The following is an 18,303-nucleotide window of genomic DNA, read 5'->3' as shown; positions in this document are numbered from 1 at the left end:
AGAGGATGTATACTGTGAATGATACAAAGGGATTAATTCTCTATTTCATTACTTTTATTATATTTATTTCTTTAGGTTTTTTAATTGTTTATAAAGTTCTGGTGCCACTTGTAGATCGATTAGGCGATTATATAGTAACAAAATTATTGAAATCAAAGATAAAAAGCTGGTCTATATTTTTAATAGTATTAGATATAATAAATACTTTTATTATTTTTTCTCTATTGATTTTATGCTTAGCTTTCTATAAGAAACCTATAATTTTTATCATTCTATTGATTGTTTATGTAGTTTTACTTTTAACATTAACAAGAGTATTTTTTGAAATAAAAAAATTGAAAAATAATAATTATGTACCATTTATACGTAAAACCCTATTGAAATTTAATAAAGATAAATATATTATTTCTAGATTAAATATAATTATTAATTCTATACCTAGCATTATGGTTCACTTTATAGTTATCTATTTATTGTTAGTAGGTATTATATCTTTTCCTAATATTGACTTGAGCCATCAGTATTTCCTGTTACTCGTCTTACCAATATCTGCGGTTACTTATATTTTTATTGGTACAAAAAATGATAATGAAAAAAGAGTTAGAAGAATAATTGTTTATTTTGGGATAGTAATAGTTATTATTAGACAATATTTTATTGAATATAGTTCTATTCCTAGTAACGATACAAATTTAGAAATATTTTTCATTGCGTTTTTTATCGCAGCTTTTATTGCAATGCATAGTTTTATCAATGAGATAATAGTTGATTATAAAACATTTAAAAATTGAGAATATATAACCTAGTTTAACTTTCATAAAAGACGTAAATATTTTTGAATATTCCACATAACTAATAACATACAATCCCAAGGGAGGTGGTTGAACGCGCTAGTTTTTAATCAATTCTTTAAAAGGTTGATAGATATGTGAAAAGTTGAGGGAAGATAATTCAATAAGAACAAGGAGAGGTGTAGGAAATGAAAAAAATTCATATGATGTTTATCAGTACACTATTGATCATTGGTTTTCTATCTTTTTCAACTGTATCAGCAGAAAGTCATAACACGCAAGAGAGTCTGGATGAACGAATAAGTGAATTAATATATTATTATGGTGAAGAAGCACGTACTGACGTTATTAGAACGCTCGATTTGATAGATGAAGAATACCCGGAAGATTATAGGATATGGAATTCAGTCATTGATCAGTGGGACTGGATCGAGAATGAAATGGAAGAGAATTTAAATGTAGCTCCTGATGGTTTGCCAGAAGATGATAGTCATGTATTTGTTGTCTTAGGATTTGCTTTAGATAGTAATGGGGAGATGAGAGACGAATTAATTGGTAGATTAGAAGTTGCGCTAAATAGTGCAGAGAAATATCCTAACGCTTATGTTTTAGTAACTGGTGGAGTAGAGAAGAATGGTTGGACAGAAGGCGATCGAATGCATGATTGGTTAGTGGATCACGGCCTTTCAGAAGACAGAATTATTGTAGAGAATGAAAGCTCAAATACGGTTGAAAACGCCTCGAACAGTTTTGAGATTTTGTACAATCAATACGAAGATATAGATTCATTTTCCATGATAACCAGTCAATATCATTTGAAGAGGAGCAGTATATTCTATTACACGATGTCTCAATTAAAGGCGAAAGAACTTGAAAAATCCTCCATTGAATTTTTAGGAAAAGGTAATGCTGGTTGGTATCGAGAAGATAAAACAGAAGAACCATTTTCTCTAAAAGTAAGAGGGATGTATCAAATAGCGGGAGTAGAGGAATCTAATGATTTGCCAATTTCCCAACTAGAACAATTGGATATTCAAGGTGACCACGAATATATTTTACATGAAAAATTAAATGTAAATGTGTATGCGGAATATGATAATGGTTACCAACGTGATGTTACCGAGCTTTCAGAGGTTACTGGATTCGATCCTACTGTGATAGGAAATCAAGAAATTAACATTCGTTATGAAGAAAATGGGAAAACAATAAATAAACATATAAATGTTAGTGTGGAAGCACCTTCTCTGGATAATTTGCAACTACAAGTGCAAAACTTACACGATGATGGGGAATTTTTCGATGATCATGTGGCAAGGTCACTGGAGGTTCATCTTGCTGCATTGAAACGTTTTGAAGAAACAGAACAAAATGAAAAACTGTTAAAGCATTTAAATAGTTTTCAAAATCTCTTGGAATACCAGAGAGATGAAGAGCTTATTTCTGATTATGCATATGATTTTCTAATGCGCAACACAGAATATTTATTAGAAGAATTATAGTGATGGATTTTTGGGCGGATTAATCAGCAAGATTCATAGAGAGGTAATACTACGAGAGATTAATTGTCTCTCGTAGTATTTGTAATTAGGATCATTCGTCCACTATCTTCATTTAGAAAGTATAACTAAGCTAGTTAATGCTTGGGCATGTTAATGACAGTGGATTCTGGATCACTACCAAGATTGCCGGTTTAACAGTGAAAGGCGGACTGAAAACGTATACTACTAGTGAGGCGATTGCTGGTATTGTAGTATTGATTATCACGTTGGTCGGTGCACATATTTTTTAGTGAGTTCACCTCTAAATCTTATTGGTTTAAAGCTGAATCTTAAATATACTAAAACCCGTAGAGATGAATTAAATTCTACGGGTTTTGTATATAATTAAAACAAAAACCTGTCGACTACGTATTTACTTTAAAGGGCATCCATAGTTATTGATCTGCTCAACCGAAGTAATTGTGAATAATTTTTTTAAAAATAGAGGTTTGCCAAATTAAAAGAGAATAGAACGTTTAGTTTACTATAAAATATCCACTAACTCTCTCAAATTAAGGTTTTCTCCGAGTATTTTTTGGTTACAACAAGGACAGCGAAATTCTAGTCATGTATCAGTGTTGTGAGATTTTAGAATCTAATGAAGTAAATTCAGTAGCTTTCCTACTAATTCCAATGTTGATCGGAATAGTTCTGTAGTTCTATGTATATTTATTATCAATCATATTTGGCTGCTTTTGCTTACCACAAACGATTAACCTATGGAACAACGCCTATCCGCCTAGCATATTTTTATGCTATATTAGTAAACAGAAAGAATTACAACTATTCAGTGAAGTCTAGCAGAAGGAGCTGTTACTATGGGGAAGATTATTAAGTCAGAATCCCTGCATTTACAAGCCTATAATTTAATCAAAGAATCAATTATGGAAGGTAATTTAAAGCCTGATGAACGTGTCGTAGAAGCGAAGATTGCAAGTAAGTTAGGCACTAGCAGGGGAACAGTAAGAGAAGCGATTCGGATGTTAACGCAGGATGGCTTATTAATATATAACGACGGTTTCGTAAAGGTGTATGAGCCAACAGTAGAGGATGTTGTGGATATATTTGAGTGCAGGGAAAGTCTTGAAGTGTTAGCAGTCCGCCTTGCAATTAAGAATCTGACTGAAGAAGTGAAGGAAAGCTTAGCTAATAATGTACAAGAAACGAAAAAAGTGAAACCGGATTCTCCAGAGCTTGGTCAGCTGGATCAGCAATTCCATACAATTATTACCGAAGCTTCTAACAATGGACAACTGATTAAATTGCTGGAAGTTATCAAAGTTAAAACGCATTATATGCGAAAAAGTATGGTCGGGGGATCGTTTTACCCTTCCTTTATTGAAGACCACGAACAAATTTTTGAATTGATGCTAAGCGGGAATGAAGAAGAAGCAGGTAATTTAATGAGTGTCCATATTAAAAAGGCGCTGGAAGGTGTACTGATGCATATTAAATCTTAATCCAATTAAACCGGATTAAGGTTTTTATTTTGTTTTGATTTTTGGTTGACAGTTAACTGTCGGGTAGATATAATCAGAGTTGTAATATTTTGAAAATATTAAAAATAGTAAAATTTCACTATTACTTTTCAATTTCATAAGGATGCATTCAACCAAATATGCTCCGATCCAGAGAAAGGGTGAAAGAATATGAAGGAAGGATTGAACGTTGGGTATCAGTCCACTCTTGAAATAGAAGTGACGGAAGATATGTTTGCTCAATTTGGCGACGAAGTAGTACATCCAGCTTATTCCACTGCTTCCATGGTCTATCACATGGAATGGGTATCAAGGGACTTGTTACTTCCTTTTCTGAAAGAACAAGAGGAAAGCGTTGGAGCTGCTGTGAAACTTAAACACATCGCCCCATCAGCATTAGGGACGAAAGTTAAATTGGAAGCTGTTGTAACAAGTATTACGGAAAAACAAGTAGTAACAAAAGTTATTGCTAGAAATGAAAGCGTTATCATCGGAGAAGGTGAAGTGAAGCAGTCAATTCTGCCCAAAAATACGATGAAAAGCAAATTAGATATACAAATTGCAGCTAAATAAATGGAGGTGTTTTTTTGAAACAGCTTGAATTTGTCAAACCGAAGGAGAAAAATACATTTGAAAAAATAGCTAACCATGAACAGGTAGTGTTCTGTAATGATCCGGCAACGGGACTTCAAGCAATTATTGCCATTCATGATACTACACTTGGTCCTGCATTGGGCGGAACAAGGATGTATCCATATAAAAGTGTGGATGATGCATTGGAAGATGTCCTGCGACTGTCAGAAGGAATGACCTATAAATGTGCAGCTTCGGGTCTTGATTTTGGTGGAGGAAAAGCAGTCATCATTGGCGATCCTGAAAAAGACAAGTCTCCTGCATTATTTCGGTCATTTGGACAATTTGTTGACTCTTTGAATGGACGTTTTTATACAGGTACAGATATGGGAACAACAACCGATGACTTTGTGGAGGCATTTAAAGAAACGAATTTTATCAATGGAATTCCTGAAGTATATGGAGGTAGTGGAGACTCTTCCATCTCCACCGCTTGTGGAGTAATCCATGCTTTAGAGGCAACCAATGAATACCTATTTAATAATAATGATTTAGGAAACAGAACTTATGCGATTCAAGGGTTAGGAAAAGTCGGTTATAAGGTTGCCGAACAACTATTGGAAGCTGGAGCAAAATTGTATATTACGGATCTTAATCAAGATGTGATGACACAGCTTAACACAAAAGCGAAAGATACAAATGGTGAAGTAGAACAGGTAGATAGTGAAGCTATTTACAGTACGGATGCAGATATTTTTATCCCTTGTGCAATGGGGGCGATTATCAATGATCAGACGATTGGTCAGTTGAAAGTAAAAGCGATTGTCGGTTCGGCAAACAATCAATTGCAAAGCCCGGCCCATGCGAAAATGTTGCAAGAGAAAGGGATTTTATATGCACCAGATTATATTGTCAATGCCGGAGGACTGATACAAGTTGCTGATGAACTATATGGCCCGAATACGAAACGAGTACTTGTAAAGACAAAAGCGATATACCGTTCCCTTTTAGATATCTATGTACAAGCTGAATTGGATGCGATTACAACAGTAGAAGCGGCAAATAGGAAAGTACGCAGTGTATTGGAAGAACAGCGGAATCGAAATAACTTTTATTCTCGCAAGCGAAGACCGAAATGGAATATCAGAGAGTAATTCCTTTAAGAAAGATTTTACTTATGGGAACAAAAATTTGGAGCTAAAGAGGTGCTGACCATGAAACGAAATATGCAGGAAGAATTTCCAATGATACGAATCATGGATCAAAATGGAAAAATTACTGATACGTCATATTTAGAACAAATTGATAAAGCATTAGTGCAGCAATTTTATCGGCAACTGATTTGTATGCGGGCATTTGATCAAAAGGCAATCAACTTGCAGCGCCAAGGAAGAATTGGTACGTATCCAGGATTTGAAGGACAGGAAGGAGCACAGGTAGGAAGTGCTCTAGCACTTGATGAAGATGATTGGATGTTGCCAACGTATCGGGATCATGCTGCTAGTATTACATTTGGAAAGTCTTATACTATTCTATCCTCATGGAATGGGCGAGTGGAAGGGAATCTCCCGCCTGAAGGAAAGAATATTTTGCCTCCTTCCGTACCAATTGCAACACAGCTTCCGCTTGCAGCTGGTATAGCAATGGCCAATAAATATAAAAATTCTTCACAAGCTGTAATTGCTTATTTTGGAGACGGGGCGACCTCTGAAGGGGATTTTCATGAAGGGTTAAACTTTGCAAGTGTATTTCAAGCACCGGTTGTCTTCTTCAATCAGAATAATCAATATGCGATTTCAACCCCAATATCGAGACAAATGAATTCGGAGACAATTGTACAAAAGTCAGTTGCATATGAAATCCCCGGTATTCGAATTGACGGAAATGATATTTTTGCAGCATATTTTGAAACAAAAAAGGCATTAGAACGAGCGAGAAATGGCGAGGGACCAAGCTTAATTGAAGCCGTAACATGGCGATATGGTGCCCATACAACTGCAGACGATCCTACCAAGTATCGTAATCAAAAAGAAGAAAATGAAAAACATCGTCAGAATGATCCGATTACCAGATTGGAACTATTTATGAAAGCCTATGGTTTCTGGGATGAAGCAGTCGTAGAACAACTAAAAGAGGAAGTAAAAGAAGAAATCGATGGGGCGGTAAAAGATTTAGAGACTATGCCACCTGCCGATGTAAATGATATTTATGATTATATGTTCGAAAAACCGACATGGACGATTGAACAGCAAAAAGAAGAATATATAAAACATTTGCGAGGGGTGAAATAGATGATAACCATAACGAAAACGAAACAATTGACCCTTATTCAGGCAATCACGGACGGAATGCGTACAATGCTTCACGAAAGAGAAGAAGTCGTTGTATTAGGAGAAGATGTCGGCAAAAATGGTGGGGTCTTTCGAGCAACCGATGGATTGCAGGAGGAGTTTGGTGAGAAGAGGGTTTTTGATACACCGTTGAGTGAAGCTGGAATCATCGGGTCCTCTATTGGGATGGCAATCAACGGACTGCTTCCGGTAGCAGAAATTCAGTTTTCAGGTTTTATTTATCCTGCATATGAACAAATTATGACGCATGCAACAAGAATGCGTTACCGTACCAAAGGTGTTTTTACTGTACCACTTGTAATTCGTGCACCATATGGAGCGGGAGTACGTGCCCCGGAAATTCATTCGGATAGCATGGAAGCATTATTTACCCATATGCCAGGGATAAAAGTCGTTTGTCCATCTAGTCCCTACGATGCAAAAGGGCTTCTTATTTCTGCAATCGAGGATCCAGATCCGGTACTATTTCTTGAGCCATTAAAATTATATCGTGCAGTTAGAGGCGAAGTACCAGAAGAAAAATATGAAATTGAAATCGGAAAAGGTAAGTATTTGCGCGAGGGGGATGATGTAACGGTGATTGCCTGGGGAGCAATGGTACCCGTAGCGATGAAGGCAGCCGAACAGGCAGCGGAAAAAGGTATTACCTGTGAAGTTATCGATTTACGCACCCTGTATCCGATTGATAGAGCTATTATCGCCGAATCAGTTCAGAAAACCGGACGCTGTGTAGTTGTTCATGAAGCACCAGCTACCGGAGGACTGGGAAATGATATTATTTCGATTGTTAATGATACTTCATTCTTATATATGAAATCACCGATTGAGCGTGTTACTGGTGCCGATGTTCATGTTCCATTTTGGGCTTTGGAAGAACATAATATCCCAACACCAGCACGTGTAATGGATGCGATTAACCAAGTGATTAATTTTTAAGGGAGGTGGAACGAATGGTAGAAGTTAAATTGCATGATATTGGAGAAGGGATGACAGAGGGGGATATCCTGACTTATTTTATTCAAGAAGGGGATCAGGTTGAGGAAGATCAGCCCATTGTAGAAATGCAGACAGAAAAAATGGTTGCTGAAATAACAGCGCCAGCCAAAGGGACAGTAAAAGAAATTTTTATTGCTGAAGGAACAACGATTTCAGTCGGTACAACGATTATGACGATTGAATCAGAGGATGCAATGGAGAAAACGAAGTCTTCAGAAATACAACGAGCAGAAGGTAATCAAGCTACACAATTAAGCGCGAGTGATAACCAACATACAGAAACGAAACAGAAAAACGGGCCTAAACGAATAAAAGCATCACCATACACTAGGAAGGTTGCTAGAGAACTTGATGTAGATATTGAATTGGTAGAAGGAACTGGCAAAGATGGACGCATTATGATTGAGGATGTTCAGCAGTTTTCTCAGAATAGAGAGAGCGCTGCGACAAAGGTTAAGCCAGAAGTAGAACAGTTACAAAACCAATTCTTTCAAGAGACAGAAGAACAGGTGGATGCTAAGGAAGAGGAAGCAGAGATTATTCCATTCAAAGGCCGGCGCAAACAAATTGCCAAAAAAATGACTACATCTATTTATACAATCCCACATGTTCATCACATGGAAGAAGTTGATATGACTGAGTTACTGGAGTTCCGAAAAGAAATTAAGTCCGATGCGGATATATCTGTTGCAGCGTTTTTTATTAAAGCGCTAACAATAGCGTTGAAAGAATATCCAATCTTTAATGCTAAGCTTCATGAGGAAAAAGAGGAAATTAGATTGGAAAAAGGAATTCATATGGGAATTGCAACGGATACAGAAGAAGGGTTAATTGTTCCGGTTATTCAGAGCGCTGATATAAAGTCAATCCGCACCATTCACCGAGAAATGAAGGAACTGATGAAAAAAGCAAAAGAAAATACACTATCTTTGAAAGAGATGACGGGAAGCACCTTTACGATCAGCAATGTTGGACCAATGGGAAGTATCGGTGCAACACCAATTATCAATTATCCAGAAGTCGCGTTAATGGCTTTTCACAAAACGAAAAAAGCACCCGTGGTAAACGATAATGACGAGATCGTTATCCGATCGATGATGAATGTGACACTAACATTTGATCATCGTGTCACCGATGGAGGAAACGCAATAGCCTTTACAAATAAGTTCAAAGCATTAATCGAAAATCCAAGATTACTACTAATAGAACTCCGTTAATCTATCAAATAAAAAATGAAGGAGATGCATTATGTTTCGAATTAAATCTGAACAAATGCCGTCTTTTCTAGAGGCTATCCTTGTAATCACAGCTATCATCGCTATTATGAGTGTCAGTATTATCTATTATGAAGCTCCGCCTCATATCCCTTTAACAATTTCACTATTATTGTTAATCGTATATGGAATCATTAAAAAGGTCCCTTATGAAAAGTTACAGGAAGGGTTTTCTGAAGGAGCCACTTCTGGAATGGGTGCTGTCTTCCTCTTTTTTATGATCGGTATTTTGATAGCTGCCTGGATTTATAGTGGAACCATCCCAACTTTGATCTATGCTGGTTTTGAATTAGTGACCCCACGTTTTTATTATGCGATTGTTTTAATCGTAACCTCTGTGGTTGGTGTTTGTGTAGGGAGTTCTTTGACAACAGTGGCTACAGTCGGATTGGCTTTTATCGGGATATCGCAGGCTCTCGATATTTCGGTAGCTATCACGGCAGGGGCAATTGTATCCGGTGCTTTCTTCGGTGATAAAATGTCACCTATGTCAGATACAACGAATATGGCCTCAAGTATTATGAAGGTCGATTTGTTTGATCATATACGAAATATGATGTGGACTACAGTACCAGCCTTCCTGATTGGACTGGTGATTTTCGGAATAATATCACCGAGTATCTCAACTGCTAATTTCAGTGAAATGGAGTTATATCAGCAAGGGCTTTTAAGTACAGGACTGATTCAATGGTATAATGCAGTCATTCCACTTGCTGTCTTAGTTATTTTCTCTATTTTCAAGGCTCCGGCATTATTGGCGCTCACAGCTGGTACGATTAGTGCTATCCTTGTCTCGTTTTTTCAAGCTATTCCTTCCGTTGGTGGACTACTCGGAATACTATATGGAGGCTATGTTTCAGAGACAGGTATTGAACAAATCGATTCTTTGCTAACACGGGGCGGAATGGAGAGTATGTTTTTTACCATTGCACTCATTTTGCTTGCATTAGGAATGGGAGGCTTATTGTTTAAGTTAGGGATTGTTCCAAGACTATTTGAATCCGTGGAAAGAATGTTACGTTCTGTAAAGTCAGTGATCATCAGTTCGGCTCTAAATGCGATTGGAGTTAACTTGTTGGTAGGGGAACAATATCTTTCTATTCTTTTAACAACAGAGACGTTCCAGCCGCAATATCAAAAGCTTGGTTTAGCAAATAAAAACCTATCAAGAGTTGCAGAGGATGCAGGTACAGTAGTTAATCCGCTTGTTCCATGGAGCGTGTGCGGTGTCTTCATTGCAAGTGTTTTAGGTGTACCGACTCTAGCGTATTTGCCATTTGCTTTCTTTTGCTTGTTATGCCCAATATTGACGATTCTTTTTGGGATTACTGGGAAGACGCTGACATATACGGAAGCTGCAGTAGTAAACTCTGTTTCAGATGAATTGGGGGAAGAGAGTAAGATGGGATAGGTTTTCCATTGTTTTACGAATGAGGTAACTGGTAGTGTGGTCATAGTTGGCTAGTGTGATTCGTTGTTTATACAGTATATTAAAAAACGGCTAATTCCTTCTTTTTACATTAAATTTGAAGGAATTAGCCGTTTTTCATTTGTCAATGGACTCCTCAAAAAAATCGATAAAACGTTGTTTGCTTTTGGAAACATAACGGTCCTTTAGCCAAATAATCGCGGACTTAGAAATAATCGTTTCGTCTTTAATAGCAAAACTTTTTATACCTGAAATAGAATGTTTTTTAAGCGTGGATGCTGGAACAATGGAAGCTCCAACTTCCACATTAACCAATTCAAGAATCATATCCACATCCGGACAAACTGTCACGATATTGGGAGTAAGTCCTCTTTTTTCAAATCTGTCCATAATCAACTCGTATTGACCAACGCCGCTAATTCTTCTTAATAATATTAAAGGTAAATCGGCAAGTTCGTTCATCGTAATGGTGTCAGTTTCATAGGAATTTGCCCATTGTTCTGGCATAATAGCCACATAGTTTTCATCAGGTAGAAAGAGGCTACAATAAGGTTCCATATCTAGAGGAAGACGAACGATCGCCAAATCAATGTTTCGATTTTTCAGTTGCTCGGCAAGAAGGTAAGAGTCCCCTTCTCTTAATTCAAATGAAACGTTTGGATATTTCTCGCGAAAAGATTTAATATGTTGTGGTACGTGTGAAAAAAGTGTTTTTACACAGCCTACGGTCAACTGTCCTTTTAGCCCTTCACCCGTTTCTTTAACTTCTGTAAGCGCTTCATCAAAAAACTTAAAAAAATAATCTGCTTTATTGTATAAAACTTCACCTGCATCCGTTAGTTCCATTTTCTTGCCATTTCTTTCAAATAGCGGGACACCAATTTCTTCTTCTAATGCTTTTAAACTTTGGCTTAATGGAGGCTGGGCCATATGAAGTTTTTTTGCTGCTCTTGTAATTTGTTTTTCTGTTGCAATCGTATAAAAGTAACGCAGTTGTCTAATATCCATCTTTCTTCACCCCGATACCTCTTGTCTAAGCAATACATAATCCAAATATGTATAAATAATAGTACCAAATAACAAAAAAGTCAAAAAATTTAACTAGCCTTTGAGTAAAACGGATTTTATATAATGTATATCTAAAATATATGACAATCATATTTTTTAGATATTTTTCATATATACTATGCCGTGATAAGATACAAACAAGGTTGAATTATTAAAATATTTTAAAATTTAATTCACAGTTTTTCATTGACCGACCGATTTGCTAATGCTTTATTTTTTTAGTTCTTTATGAAAGCGAATACATTTCGTGAACACTCTACCAAAATACTAGAAAAATTGGATAAAAATTAAAGGAGGATAAAGTTATGCCAGCTAAAACAGGACAGCAATACATTGATAAATTAAAAAAGGCAAATAACAACGTATATATCCATGGAGAGAGAGTAGAAGATGTTACCACGCATCCCGCATTTAAGGGTGCCGTCCAATCCATGGCAAAATTATATGATTTACAATATGAAAAGCCGGAAAAAATGCTTTATACATCTCCAACAACTGGTGATAAAGTGAGTAAAACTTTTATGGCACCGGAAACAATTGAAGAGTTAATCGAACGTCGAGAAGCGATTATGGAGTGGCAGGGAATTACAAAAGGTTTGATGGGACGCTCTCCAGACTATTTAAATTCAGAAGTGATGACAATGGAAAAAGCTTATGATTACTACGGTAAAAGCAATTCATTATTTGCTGAAAACGCAAAGAAATATGCTGAATATGCCAGAGAAAATGATATTAGCCTTACACACACATTAATTCATCCGCAAGTAAACCGTGCAAAGATTCAAGCAGAACAAAAAGATGCAAATGTGGCTCTGCATGTAGTAGAGAAGAATGATGATGGAGTTATCGTGGACGGTATTCGCTTACTTGCAACCCAAGCAGGAATTACAGATGAAATTTTTGTTTTCCCGTCAACAGTAGTTAAATCAGGAGCAAAAGATGATCCTTATTCACTTGCTTTTGCGATAGCAAATAATACGCCAGGGTTAAGATATCTAAGTCGTGAATCATTTGATTATGGTAAGAATAACTTCGATCATCCAGTAGGTTCTCAGTTTGAAGAAGGAGATGCAATTGTTGCCTTTGATAATGTACTTGTTCCTTGGGATCGCATCTTCATTCTAGAGGATTCTGAGATTTGTAATGGTGCGTTTGCTGAAACAAATGCTGTCGTACACATGTCCCATCAGGTAATCGCCAAAGATATAGCAAAAGTGGAATTTTTACTTGGTGTTGTACTTAAGCTAATGGATTCAATCGGTATTGACGGATTTCAGCATGTGAAAGACAAAGGTACAGAAATAATGCTCGCATTAGAAAATATGAAATCGCACCTGTACAAAGCAGAATACAATGCAAAAATTGACCGATGGGGAATGATGACGCCAGACTTTGAAGCATTGAACGCAGCAAGAAACTGGTTTCCACGAGTATATCCGCGTTTAGCAGAAATATTAAGAGTTCTTGGTGCATCGGGATTAATGGGTATTCCAACTTATGATGACTTTGCTAATAAGGAACTTGGACCAATCTTAAATCGAGCTATGCAAGGTAAGAATGTGGAAGGCTTTGAACGAGTTCAATTATTCCGTCTTGCGTGGGATATGACGATGAGTTCATTTGGAAGCCGTCAGACGCATTATGAATACTATTTCTTTGGCGATCCGGTCAAAATGGGTATGGCTTACTTTGACAATTATGATAAAGAGCCATACAAAGCAATGGTCGATGAGTTTTTAGAAAGCCAAAATATTAAAAAGCCAAAAATTTTAAGCGTTCCAACAGGAAGTGTCTTAAAGTAGAAATTTAATAAACGTATGTAAACTACAACTTAAGTTTAGCAGGAAGGAGAATTCTGTGATGGAAGTGATAAACCTAACTCATAGGGATAAACAACTATCTCAAATACCGCATATCATGGCAGTTGGATTTTTTGATGGGGTCCACTTAGGTCATCAAGAATTATTAAAGCATGCCAAGGAACTTGCGAGAAAGCAAAATATCTTATTTACAGCAATGACATTTAGTCCACATCCGGATGAAGTGTTAAAAGGTGATAAGAATCGTAAGTACCTAATGTCATTATCCCAAAAAATCAAAAAAATGGAATCTATAGGAGTGGATAAGTTATTTGTCATGGAGTTTGATTACACTTTCGCTTCACTCCTTCCGGCTGAATTCATCCAAAAATATATCGTTAATTCGAATACAAAACATGTCGTTGTAGGTTTTGACTTCACATTTGGTTTTAAGGCACAGGGGAACACCACATACCTCCAAAAAGAATCGGAAAAGTTAGGGTTTGGTTTATCGGTTATCCCGAAAAAAACCTACTTGCAAGAAAAGATAAGTTCTACCCTTGTAAGGGGATTAATACAGGAAGGGAATGTGGATTTGGTTCCTTATTATTTAGGATCAAATTACGAGGTAAGCGTTCATGTTCTCCAGTATAAAATAAATGGAAATATAATAGTTCATCCAAGCGAAAAATCCATTTTTCCGAGTCCTGGATCTTATTTAGTGAAGGTGAAACATGGCACAAAAACCTTGAACGGAAAGTTTCATCAGTTTTCTAATTCGAGAGGTGACAATACGTTGGAACTTAATGAACCGGTTCATGAGTTCCGTGATGATTGTTCTATTGAATTTGTCAGCAGGGTCAAATTTACAGAGAGTCTTTCAGTATAAAGATTAAAGGAGGAATTTAAATGGATAGCAGAGAGTTTCGTAATGCGATGGGAAGATTTGCAACGGGTGTAACGGTTATCACAACAAATGATGGTGCTGGTGCACATGGAATGACAGCGAATGCATTTATGTCAATTTCACTGGAACCAAAACTGATAACGATCTCTATTGATAACAAGGCAAATATGCTAAATAAAATTAAAGCAGCCGGACAATATGCAGTAAACTTCCTCTCAGATGAACAGCAAGATATTTCTATGAATTTTGCTGGTCAGAAGAAAAAAGAAGACGGTGTTGATTTCGATTTTATTCAAGGTATACCGGTTATTAAAGATTCGTTAGCCTCCATTGTCTGTGATGTGGATCAAGAGATTGTAGTTGGGGACCATACTTTGTTTATCGGTAGAGTACTAGATGTGGAATTAACGGAAGGCAATCCATTGACTTTCTATTGTGGCAAGTACGGAAATTACAGACAGAAAGAATGCGTTTGAGAAAAGTATCTTGAATGAAGCCATTATAACTTAAATAGCAAATTTTAATAAAGGAGTGGATACATTATGTCTGGAAACCAAGAAGTGGATGTCTTATCTGGGAAACATGAAGAATTAGCAAACAAGCTAGATGATATTAAGCTATATATAAACGGGGAATTTATGGATGCTGAAGATAGAGGGACCTTTGACAATATTAGTCCTTTCTCCAATGAGAAGATTAATAGTGTAGCCTCAGGTCAAGCAGCAGATATTGACAAAGCTGTCCAAAGTGCAAAGAAAGCATTTAAAGGGGAGTGGGGAAATTTAAAGCAAGTGGAACGCTTGGAATATGTTTATAAAATCGGGGACCTTATTGAACAGCATACGGATGAAATTGCAATATTAGAATCATTAGACACGGGTCTTCCAATCAGCCAAACGAGAAAACAAGTATCACGTTCTGCGAATAACTTCCGCTTTTACGCAGATACCGTGAAATCACAAATGTATGGAGAAGTGTACCAAGTAGACGATGAATTCATTAATTACACGGTACGTTCTGCAGTTGGTGTCGCAGGACTTATTACTCCTTGGAATGCTCCATTTATGCTTGAAACATGGAAAATTGCTCCAGCATTAGCAACAGGTAACACGGTCATTTTAAAACCTGCTGAATGGTCACCATTAACTGCTAATCGGATGGCAGAAATTATCGATCAAGCTGGTCTTCCTGATGGTGTTTTTAATATTGTGCACGGTTTTGGTGAAACGGCAGGAGATGCATTAGTTAAACATCCTGATGTTCAGCTTATTTCCTTCACGGGTGAAACCACTACTGGATCTACTATCATGAGAAATGGGGCAGATGCATTGAAACGTTTTTCCATGGAGTTGGGCGGTAAATCACCTATTATCGTTTTTGAAGATGCAGACTTGGAAAGAGCCCTTGATGCAGCCACTTGGGGAATATTCTCATTTAATGGTGAGCGCTGTACAGCAAACTCAAGATTGTATCTACATGAAAGTATTGCAGATGAATTTATCGAAAAATTAAAACAACGGGTTTGGAATATTCGAGTTGGTGATCCGTTAGAAAACAATACACAGATTGGACCGCTTATAAAAACGGAACATTATAACAATGTAAAAAAGTATCTCAAGATTGCTGAAGAAGAAGGCTGTGAAATTATTAGCGGCGTTATTCCTAAAGAATTAAACCGTGGCAATTACGTAGCTCCAACTATTTTACTAAATGCATCCAATGAAATGCGTGTTGTGCAAGAAGAAATTTTTGGACCTGTCATTGCAGTAATGACATTTAACGACGAAACAGAAGTAATTGAAAAAGCAAACGATGTTAGATATGGACTTGCTGGATATGTATGGACAAATGATATGAAACGTGGGCATCGTGTAGCACATGCAATTGATTCAGGTATGTTATGGGTGAACTCGCAAAATGTGCGTGACCTCAGAACGCCATTCGGTGGTTCAAAAGATAGTGGAATCGGACGTGAAGGTGGACACTATGCATTTGAATTCTATACCGAGCAAAAAATTATCCATGTAGCCATTGGTGATCATCATATACCGCAGTTTGGAAAGTAATGTCTAAAATGGAGAGGGGAAACAAGATGAACTTTGATATTAAACGTACTGGACGTGCTGTACTTCATGTTACAGATTTAGACAAATCAAGAGAGTTTTATGATGCACTTGGCTTAATCGAAACGGAATCAGATGATGAGAACATTTTCTATCGCGCAATTGAAGATCATAATCATCATTGCCTTTGGTTAAAAAAGAAACCAGAAGCAGCTGTAGAAGTAATTAGCTATCGAGTCAATGCAGACGAAGACCTTGAGGAATTAGCAGCATTCTTTCAGAGTCAAGGAACAGAAGTAAAGTGGATGGAAAAAGGTACCCAAAAAGGAATTGGACGTACCATTCGCATTCAAGATATTTCTGGAATGCCTGTTGAATTCTATTTTGAAATGGATAAAGTAGAGCGCATGCTGCAGCGTTTTGACATTCATGTAGGTGCAAAAGTGCAGCGTATCGATCACTTCAACTGTGCAGTACCTGATGTACAAAAAGCTTATGACTATTATATAAAAGAGCTTGGCTTTGCTTGCTCAGAGTACACTACTTCTAAAGGAGAAGATAATATTTGGGCAGCATGGTTACACCGAAAACCTGGCGTGCATGACACAGCTTTCATGAACAGTGTAGGACCACGACTTCACCATATTGGTTTCTGGTTAAAAGACCCAATGAGCCTAATCGATGGATGTGACTACCTAGCTGCAAAAGGATTATCTAAAACAATTGAGCGAGGACCAGGACGCCATGGGTTGTCTAATGCATTCTTCTTATATTTAAGAGATCCAGACGGACACCGTATCGAATTGTATAATGGCGATTATTACACTGGGGATTCTGATTTTGATCCAATTGAATGGGATTTAGATGATCCTCAACGTCAAACTTTCTGGGGACATGAAGCGCCAGATAGTTGGTTTGACGAGGCTTCGACATTCCTGAATGTTTATACAGGGGAAAAAATTGACACCAAACAGCCAACATTAGAAAAAAGAAAACCAAGCACCGTAATATAAATAATCTATATATTTAGCAATCTAACAGGAGGTTATATATAAAATGAGTACGAAATACGATGCTATAAAAAAAAGATTGAGAGGTTCAATCGCACCGGTAATCACACCATTTAAAGTGAACGGAGATATTGATTTTAAAAAACAGTCTGAATTAATCGAGTTTCAAATTGAAAATGGAACACATGCGATTTCTGTAACGGGTACTTCTGGAGAACCAAGCTCGCTTACTACAGAAGAGCGTGTTCAAGTAATGGAAAATGCAATCAAAACTATTAATGGTAGAATTCCGTTCGCTCCGGGAACTGGATCTACTAACCATGATGAAACAATGTACGTAACAAAGAAAGCGGAAGAAATGGGCGCAGATGCCGCAATGGTTATTGTTCCTTATTATAATAAACCAAACCAGGAAGCATTGTATGATCATTTCAAAACAGTAGCTGATTCCGTAGATATTCCGATTATCATCTATAATATACCAGGACGGACTGCGCAAAATATGGAAGTGAAAACGATGGCGCGTCTAGTAAAAGATTGTCCTAATATTGTTGGAGCGAAGGAATCAAATAAAGACTTTGAACATGTTAATAGAGTATTGCTTAACTGTGGCAGAGACTTCTTATTGTTTTCAGGAATTGAACTTTTATGCTACCCAATGCTAGCAATTGGAGGAGCTGGATCCATTAGTGCAACAGCTAACGTGGAGCCTAAGAAGGTAGCAGAAATGCATAATGCTTGGGAAGAAGGGGACATCAAACGAGCGCAGGATCTTCACTTTGAATTAATGAACCTAAATGATGTGCTGTTTAAAGATACAAACCCTGCCCCAGTGAAAGCTGCACTCGGAATGATGGGCATGATTGAACCCGTATTACGTAGACCAATGGGATTGCCTTCAGATGCATTGCAAGAAGAAATTCGTGACACCCTTGTGAAATACGGAAAAATAGAAAAAATAGCTTCGGTTTAGATTAATAGATTTATATGAGGAAATTGAATGAAGACCAGTAAGCTACTGGTCTC

The 18,303-nt window shown here is 37.1% G+C and carries 17 protein-coding genes; 16 read left to right on the top strand and 1 reads right to left on the bottom strand.

Annotated features, from left to right (window positions below; all coding sequences use genetic code 11):
• Positions 1-14: 14 nt before the first annotated feature.
• The 10 genes from OB_RS14720 (at position 15) to nhaC (ending at position 10,412) form a co-directional block, all read left to right on the top strand.
• Positions 15-791 (top strand): hypothetical protein, encoded by a 777-nt coding sequence (locus OB_RS14720; RefSeq protein ID WP_011067279.1) that lies wholly within the window; start codon positions 15-17, stop codon positions 789-791.
• Between the two features lie 188 nt (positions 792-979).
• Positions 980-2,290: a YdcF family protein gene (locus OB_RS14715; protein ID WP_011067278.1), complete on the top strand. Its 1,311-nt coding sequence runs from the start codon at positions 980-982 to the stop codon at positions 2,288-2,290.
• Between the two features lie 137 nt (positions 2,291-2,427).
• On the top strand, positions 2,428-2,580 hold the full coding sequence (locus OB_RS18240) for a GntP family permease (RefSeq protein WP_231846956.1): 153 nt from the start codon (positions 2,428-2,430) through the stop codon (positions 2,578-2,580).
• Between the two features lie 567 nt (positions 2,581-3,147).
• Positions 3,148-3,789 carry a GntR family transcriptional regulator gene (locus tag OB_RS14710; protein WP_011067277.1) on the top strand — a complete coding sequence of 214 codons (642 nt, stop codon included), beginning with the start codon at positions 3,148-3,150 and terminating at the stop codon, positions 3,787-3,789.
• A gap of 189 nt (positions 3,790-3,978) precedes the next feature.
• Positions 3,979-4,380, top strand: coding sequence for a thioesterase family protein (locus tag OB_RS14705; RefSeq protein WP_011067276.1), 402 nt, complete (start codon positions 3,979-3,981; stop codon positions 4,378-4,380).
• 14 nt (positions 4,381-4,394) lie between these two features.
• Complete coding sequence (locus tag OB_RS14700) at positions 4,395-5,534, top strand: Leu/Phe/Val dehydrogenase (protein WP_011067275.1); 1,140 nt, start codon at positions 4,395-4,397, stop codon at positions 5,532-5,534.
• Positions 5,535-5,606: 72 nt separating this feature from the next.
• Entirely contained in the window at positions 5,607-6,671 is a 1,065-nt protein-coding gene (gene pdhA, locus OB_RS14695; protein ID WP_041544602.1) for a pyruvate dehydrogenase (acetyl-transferring) E1 component subunit alpha, read from the top strand.
• Complete coding sequence (locus tag OB_RS14690) at positions 6,672-7,667, top strand: alpha-ketoacid dehydrogenase subunit beta (protein ID WP_011067273.1); 996 nt, start codon at positions 6,672-6,674, stop codon at positions 7,665-7,667.
• A gap of 14 nt (positions 7,668-7,681) precedes the next feature.
• Positions 7,682-8,944 carry a dihydrolipoamide acetyltransferase family protein gene (locus tag OB_RS14685; RefSeq protein WP_011067272.1) on the top strand — a complete coding sequence of 421 codons (1,263 nt, stop codon included), beginning with the start codon at positions 7,682-7,684 and terminating at the stop codon, positions 8,942-8,944.
• A gap of 31 nt (positions 8,945-8,975) precedes the next feature.
• Positions 8,976-10,412 (top strand): Na+/H+ antiporter NhaC, encoded by a 1,437-nt coding sequence (gene nhaC, locus OB_RS14680; protein ID WP_011067271.1) that lies wholly within the window; start codon positions 8,976-8,978, stop codon positions 10,410-10,412.
• Between the two features lie 135 nt (positions 10,413-10,547).
• Here nhaC and OB_RS14675 read toward each other — a convergent pair whose 3' ends face one another.
• Entirely contained in the window at positions 10,548-11,438 is an 891-nt protein-coding gene (locus OB_RS14675; protein ID WP_011067270.1) for a LysR family transcriptional regulator, read from the bottom strand.
• Between the two features lie 365 nt (positions 11,439-11,803).
• Here OB_RS14675 and hpaB point away from each other — a divergent pair, with 365 nt between their 5' ends.
• From hpaB to hpaI, 6 genes are all read left to right on the top strand, one after another.
• Positions 11,804-13,300 carry a 4-hydroxyphenylacetate 3-monooxygenase, oxygenase component gene (gene hpaB / locus OB_RS14670; RefSeq protein WP_011067269.1) on the top strand — a complete coding sequence of 499 codons (1,497 nt, stop codon included), beginning with the start codon at positions 11,804-11,806 and terminating at the stop codon, positions 13,298-13,300.
• Positions 13,301-13,358: 58 nt separating this feature from the next.
• Positions 13,359-14,186: an FAD synthetase family protein gene (locus OB_RS14665; RefSeq protein ID WP_011067268.1), complete on the top strand. Its 828-nt coding sequence runs from the start codon at positions 13,359-13,361 to the stop codon at positions 14,184-14,186.
• 20 nt (positions 14,187-14,206) lie between these two features.
• The gene (locus OB_RS14660) at positions 14,207-14,680 is read left to right on the top strand and encodes a flavin reductase family protein (protein WP_011067267.1); all 474 of its coding nucleotides are present in this window, start codon (positions 14,207-14,209) and stop codon (positions 14,678-14,680) included.
• A gap of 66 nt (positions 14,681-14,746) precedes the next feature.
• Positions 14,747-16,270 carry a 5-carboxymethyl-2-hydroxymuconate semialdehyde dehydrogenase gene (gene hpaE / locus OB_RS14655; protein ID WP_011067266.1) on the top strand — a complete coding sequence of 508 codons (1,524 nt, stop codon included), beginning with the start codon at positions 14,747-14,749 and terminating at the stop codon, positions 16,268-16,270.
• Between the two features lie 26 nt (positions 16,271-16,296).
• On the top strand, positions 16,297-17,280 hold the full coding sequence (gene hpaD, locus OB_RS14650; protein ID WP_011067265.1) for a 3,4-dihydroxyphenylacetate 2,3-dioxygenase: 984 nt from the start codon (positions 16,297-16,299) through the stop codon (positions 17,278-17,280).
• A 43-nt stretch (positions 17,281-17,323) separates the two neighbouring features.
• On the top strand, positions 17,324-18,250 hold the full coding sequence (hpaI, locus tag OB_RS14645) for a 2,4-dihydroxyhept-2-ene-1,7-dioic acid aldolase (RefSeq protein ID WP_011067264.1): 927 nt from the start codon (positions 17,324-17,326) through the stop codon (positions 18,248-18,250).
• Positions 18,251-18,303: the final 53 nt, after the last annotated feature.

The organism is Oceanobacillus iheyensis HTE831 (assembly GCF_000011245.1).
Classification (GTDB): domain Bacteria; phylum Bacillota; class Bacilli; order Bacillales; family Amphibacillaceae; genus Oceanobacillus; species Oceanobacillus iheyensis.
Note: the sequence above shows the minus strand (reverse complement) of the source record. Positions and strands in the feature narration are given on the sequence as shown.

Bases quoted from the DNA above. Each gene is read 5' to 3' on its own strand.
- OB_RS14705 (WP_011067276.1), top strand. From the start codon at position 3,979: ATGAAGGAAGGATTGAACGTTGGGTATCAGTCCACTCTTGAAATAGAA.
- OB_RS14710 (WP_011067277.1), top strand. From the start codon at position 3,148: ATGGGGAAGATTATTAAGTCAGAATCCCTGCATTTACAAGCCTATAAT.
- hpaE (WP_011067266.1), top strand. From the start codon at position 14,747: ATGTCTGGAAACCAAGAAGTGGATGTCTTATCTGGGAAACATGAAGAA.
- OB_RS14660 (WP_011067267.1), top strand. From the start codon at position 14,207: ATGGATAGCAGAGAGTTTCGTAATGCGATGGGAAGATTTGCAACGGGT.
- hpaD (WP_011067265.1), top strand. From the start codon at position 16,297: ATGAACTTTGATATTAAACGTACTGGACGTGCTGTACTTCATGTTACA.
- hpaB (WP_011067269.1), top strand. From the start codon at position 11,804: ATGCCAGCTAAAACAGGACAGCAATACATTGATAAATTAAAAAAGGCA.
- pdhA (WP_041544602.1), top strand. From the start codon at position 5,607: ATGCAGGAAGAATTTCCAATGATACGAATCATGGATCAAAATGGAAAA.
- OB_RS14685 (WP_011067272.1), top strand. From the start codon at position 7,682: ATGGTAGAAGTTAAATTGCATGATATTGGAGAAGGGATGACAGAGGGG.
- OB_RS18240 (WP_231846956.1), top strand. From the start codon at position 2,428: ATGCTTGGGCATGTTAATGACAGTGGATTCTGGATCACTACCAAGATT.
- OB_RS14665 (WP_011067268.1), top strand. From the start codon at position 13,359: ATGGAAGTGATAAACCTAACTCATAGGGATAAACAACTATCTCAAATA.
- OB_RS14675 (WP_011067270.1), bottom strand. From the start codon at position 11,438: ATGGATATTAGACAACTGCGTTACTTTTATACGATTGCAACAGAAAAA.
- OB_RS14690 (WP_011067273.1), top strand. From the start codon at position 6,672: ATGATAACCATAACGAAAACGAAACAATTGACCCTTATTCAGGCAATC.
- hpaI (WP_011067264.1), top strand. From the start codon at position 17,324: ATGAGTACGAAATACGATGCTATAAAAAAAAGATTGAGAGGTTCAATC.
- OB_RS14715 (WP_011067278.1), top strand. From the start codon at position 980: ATGAAAAAAATTCATATGATGTTTATCAGTACACTATTGATCATTGGT.
- nhaC (WP_011067271.1), top strand. From the start codon at position 8,976: ATGTTTCGAATTAAATCTGAACAAATGCCGTCTTTTCTAGAGGCTATC.